Source organism: Gordonia sp. UBA7860, from assembly GCF_002500165.1.
Taxonomy (GTDB): domain Bacteria; phylum Actinomycetota; class Actinomycetes; order Mycobacteriales; family Mycobacteriaceae; genus Gordonia; species Gordonia sputi.
The window spans coordinates 1-4,802 of sequence record NZ_DLSO01000052.1 but is presented as its reverse complement, the minus strand read 5'-3'; the positions used below and the strand labels follow the sequence as shown (position 1 = coordinate 4,802).

The window sequence follows — 4,802 nt, the reverse complement described above, 5'->3', positions numbered from 1 at the left end:
CACACATCGGGCGGCCGATCGCCGGTGAGAGAGGGATCTACGATGAGCTACTTCGCTGACGCATCCGAGGTGTACGAGTATCTCGGTGGCGTGTTCAAGCATGCAGATGGTGTCGACGGCGTCGGGTCAACACTGCGGGCGGCCAATATTGTGCTCCGACTGGACTATTCGGCGCCCGATGCGTCGATAACCGTTGTCCTGAAGGAGCCGGCCATCGCGGTCATCGAAGGCGACAGCGAGCTGACCCCGGATGTGCGGATGTCGATGTCCGCGGACAACGGCAACAAGTTCTGGCGCGGGGAGTACAACGTCGCAGTGGGGCTCGCCAAGGGGCAGGTGAAGGCGAAGGGGCCGGTGTCGAAGATCCTCAAGCTCATCCCAGCCGCCAAGCCGGTGTTTCCGATCTATCGAGATCTGGTGTCGGCGAAGGACGCTGAGAACGCCTGACGGTTCTCGCGTGAGAGAGGAGCATTCGTGACCACATCGTCGCACTATCAGATGTACATCGACGGAGACTGGGTCGACTCGGCCGTCAGCACCGACGTGATCAACCCGGCGTCGGATGAGTTGGTGGCGACCGTCGCATTCGGCAACGCCGACGACGCTGACCGGGCAGTTGCTTCGGCATTGCGGGCCCACCGTGACGGCGAATGGCGGAACACGCCTCCGGAGGAACGTGCGAAGGTGATGTCGCGGTGGGTAGAGATCCTCAACGAGCGTATGGACGATCTCGTCGATCTGCATATTGCCGAGAACGGGGTGACTCGACGACAGGCAATGGCATTCCATGTCGGCTACGCGATTTCGCATCTGCAGTACTTTGCCGATCTCGCGGCGAGTTACGAATTCACGCGCAGCGGGCCGATGCTCGGCTATCCGACCACTGCGGCAGGGATCGTTCGTCGGGAGCCGTTCGGGGTTGTCGCGGGCATCGTCCCGTGGAACTTCCCGATGCTGCTGGCGGTGTGGAAGTTCGGCCCCGCATTGGCGGCAGGCAACACGATCGTTCTGAAGCCGGATGAGAAGACGCCATTGACTCTCCTCGAGATGGCTCGCGCGGCCGACGACGCGGGCATCCCCGCGGGCGTCTTCAACGTCGTGACCGGGCCGGGCGAGGTGGTCGGTGCGCGATTGGCCGCTCATCCTGACGTCCGCAAGGTTGCCTTCACAGGCTCAACGGCGGTGGGCCGCACTATCACCGAGCTGTCGGCCGTGAACATCAAGAAGGTGACCCTCGAACTCGGCGGCAAGGGTGCGAATATCATTCTGCCCGACGCCGATCTCTCGCAAGCGGTTGACGCAGCGCTCTTCGCCTTCTGCCTCTACCAGGGACAGGCGTGTGAATCAGGTACACGCCTGCTCCTGCCGGAATCGTTGCACGACGAATTCGTCGCACGGCTCGTCGAACGCGCGGCCGCCATTCGTGTAGGTGATCCCGACGATTTCGACACCGACATGGGTCCGATCATCTCTGCCGAACAGCGTCAGCGCATCGAGCATTACGTCGAGTTGGGCAAGAAAGAGGGCGCAACACTGGCTTTCGGTGGCGCGCGCCTGAGCGGTGGAGAGTTCGATTCCGGAAACTGGTTCGGCCCGACTATTTTCACCGATGTCGACAATTGCATGACGATCGCACAGGAGGAGATCTTCGGTCCCGTCCTCGTCGTCATCAAGTATCGCACCGTGGCCGAAGCTGTCGCGATCGCCAACGACAGCGAGTACGGACTGTCTGCCGGGGTCTGGAGCGAGGATATCGACGCGGCTTCGACGTCGCGGACCAGATCGAATCGGGCACGGTGTGGATCAACGACTGGCACATGGTCAATGCGCTGTATCCGTTCGGCGGATACAAGCAGAGCGGCAACGGACGCGAGCTCGGACCACATGCGCTCGACGAGTACACCGAGGAGAAGTTCGTTCACGTCGATCTCGCCCGTCGGATCGAGAACAAGGTGTACGACCTCGTCGTACCGAGAGAGGACTGAGATGTCGACAATACCGAGCTCCGGTCGGATGCGTGCCGCAGTCTTTGCAGAAATCGGTGATGAACCGTCCATCGAAGAGGTCTACCCGACCGATCTGGAGTCCGACGAGATTCTCGTCTCCGTTGCAGGCGTTGGCATCTGCCACACCGACATCACCGCGATCAACGGAACTGTCCCGCTGCCAACACCTTTCGTTGTGGGACATGAAGGTGCGGGAGTGGTCGAGGCTGTCGGAAGCGGAGTGACCGAATTACGGATCGGCGACCACGTGGTGCTCACCTTCGACCACTGCCACGAGTGCGCCAGTTGTCGATCAGGACACCCGGCGTACTGCGAGCTGTTTGCCGCGCTCAACTACTTCGGTACCCGTCTCGACGGGACGCCGACGCTACACAGTGGCGAACGGGAAATCAACGGAAGTTGGTTCGGACAATCCTCCTTCGCGACTCACGCTGTCGCCAGTACACGGAATGCGGTAAAGGTCGACGACCGGCTGCCCATCGAAATCCTTGGGCCACTGGGGTGTGGCTTGCTCACCGGTGCGGGCGCGGTGCTCAACGTGCACCGACCCAGTGAAGGGCAGAGCATCGGCGTATGGGGGATCGGGACGGTTGGGTTGGCAGCGGTCATGGCTGCCAAGGCTGCGGGATGTGATCCGATTATCGCCGTCGACCCGAACGCCGAACGTCTGGCGGTCGCACGGAAGCTCGGGGCCACGCATACGTATGACCCCACGGCGGTCAGCGACCTCGTGTGGGAGATCCTGCAACTGACGGGCGGACTCGACTACACGATCGATGCTGTCGGGTCAGGAGTCGTTGTGCGCCAGGCTCTCGAGTCGCTTCGGTCGCCCGGTGCGTGTGCCACGCTCGGTCTGCAGAAGCTCGAGAACGAGATCACCGTCGATCAAGGGCATCTGCTGCTCGGACGCACGCTGACCGGTGTGATCGAGGGCGATGCGGATCCGCACCGGTTCATCCCCGAGCTCATCGCGCTGTGGCAAGAGGGAAAGTTCCCATTCGACGAACTGATCACCACCTACGACTTCACCGACATCGCGAGCGCATTGGCGGATTTTCGCACTGGAACTGCCATCAAACCGGTTCTGATTCCGGAGAATTCACGCTTGGAGTCCGTATGACCTTTCAGAGCCCCACCCTGCGGCACGACCTCACCTCCGAGTCGACGTACGCGGCGTCGTCGAATGAGGCAGTCACTCCGATGATCGACATTGTCGATCGCTGGGTGGCCGAGAAGCCTGATGATGTGGCGGTGATCGATGGCGATCGGCACTTCACCTGGAGTCGGTTCCGTGAGCGTATTGAACGCAACGCCGCTGCTCAGGTGGCGTCCGGTGTTCGGCCGGGAGATCGAATTGCATTCTTGGACAAGAACTCTGTGGCATGCGTCGAAACCACTCTGGCGGCGTCGTTGACGGGTGCCGCGAATGCGGTGATCAACTTTCGCCTGTCACCTGCGGAGGTGGCCTACATCATCAACGACGCGCAGGCCTCACTCGTCATCACGGGGCCGGAGTTCGTTGACACCATAGCGGCGATCCGGGACGAGCTCACCACGGTTGAGCGTGTCATCGTCAGCGGTGGTCCCGACGACGAGTACGAGCGCTGGTTGGGTTGTGGGAGTGAACCTTTCGTGGCGACACCTTTCGAACCGGATGCCGCTTTCCTGCAGCTGTACACCTCCGGGACGACGGGGCACCCCAAGGGGGCGATGCTCACGCACCGCAGTCTGTCGGCCCACAGTCGTGCCGCAGTCGCCGGGTTCCACTTCACCGGCGACTCCGTGAACATGGTGGCGATGCCGCTGTTCCATGTCGGCGGCTCGTCGTGGGCGCTCGCCGCCATGTCCGTGGGAGCCCAGACGGTGATCGTGCGCGAAATGGTTCCTAGTGCCGTTCTCGACGAAATGGTCGAGCGCGCAGTGACTCACGCCTTCTTCGTGCCGGCGGTGTCTGGGTTCTTTCTCGCGGAGCGGCGTCTGCACAAGCGGGACTATTCGGAGGTGCGATGTCTGGGCTACGGTGGTTCGCCGATGCCACTGCCCACGATTCGTGCCTGTCTGAAAGCCTGGCCGGACGTCGACTTCTATCAGGTGTACGGGATGACGGAGATGTCGGGAGTGTTCAGCGTTCTCACTCCGGCTGATCATCGCGATGCGACGCATCCCGAGCGATTGGTCTCGGCGGGTCGGGCACTGCCGGAGAACATCGTCAAAGTAGTTGATCCCGAGGGCAATACGCTTCCACCGAACACCGTGGGTGAAATCTGGACGAAGTCTCAGCAGCACATGCTCGGGTACTGGCGTAATCCGCAGGCGACCGCAGAGACTCTGGTGGGCGACTGGTTGCGTACAGGGGATGCCGGGCATATGGATCCCGACGGTCATATCTTCATCTCTGACCGCGTCAAAGACATGATCATCACGGGCGGCGAGAACGTGTACCCCGTCGAGGTTGAGCGTGTCGTGGTCGAACACGAGGCGGTCGCCGACGTAGCGGTGATCGGTGTTCCGGACGACAAGTGGGGCGAATCGGTGAAAGCCGTGGTTGTGCTGAACGCCGACAGAGCCGTCACCGAGGATGAGCTCATCGACTACTGCCGCGGCCGGCTGGCGGGCTACAAGATCCCGAAGACCGTTGACTTTGTGAGCGCGTTGCCGCGAAACTCCACCGGCAAGATCCTGAAGCGGGAGGTTCGTAAGGAGTACTGGGCGGGCCGCACACTGCATACGTGAGCGTGTGTGGGTCGACGGTGTGCAGAGAATGTGTGTCGAATCGAAGGATGTGGGTGCTGCAGC

General features: G+C 61.8%; 3 protein-coding genes and 1 pseudogene. All 4 read left to right on the top strand.

The genetic code is table 11. The features are described 5' to 3' along the window. Positions 1-42: 42 nt before the first annotated feature. Complete coding sequence (locus tag B3T59_RS07825; RefSeq protein ID WP_287001925.1) at positions 43-447, top strand: SCP2 sterol-binding domain-containing protein; 405 nt, start codon at positions 43-45, stop codon at positions 445-447. 27 nt (positions 448-474) lie between these two features. Further along, positions 475-1,985: pseudogene (locus tag B3T59_RS07820) on the top strand (aldehyde dehydrogenase family protein). Positions 1,986-2,013: 28 nt separating this feature from the next. Then, positions 2,014-3,126 (top strand): NAD(P)-dependent alcohol dehydrogenase, encoded by a 1,113-nt coding sequence (locus tag B3T59_RS07815; protein WP_287001926.1) that lies wholly within the window; start codon positions 2,014-2,016, stop codon positions 3,124-3,126. Further along, a complete protein-coding gene (locus B3T59_RS07810) occupies positions 3,123-4,739 on the top strand; it encodes a long-chain-fatty-acid--CoA ligase (RefSeq protein ID WP_287001924.1) in 1,617 nt (538 codons plus the stop codon). Before B3T59_RS07815 ends, B3T59_RS07810 begins: the two co-directional genes overlap by 4 nt. The last annotated feature ends 63 nt before the right edge of the window (positions 4,740-4,802 follow it).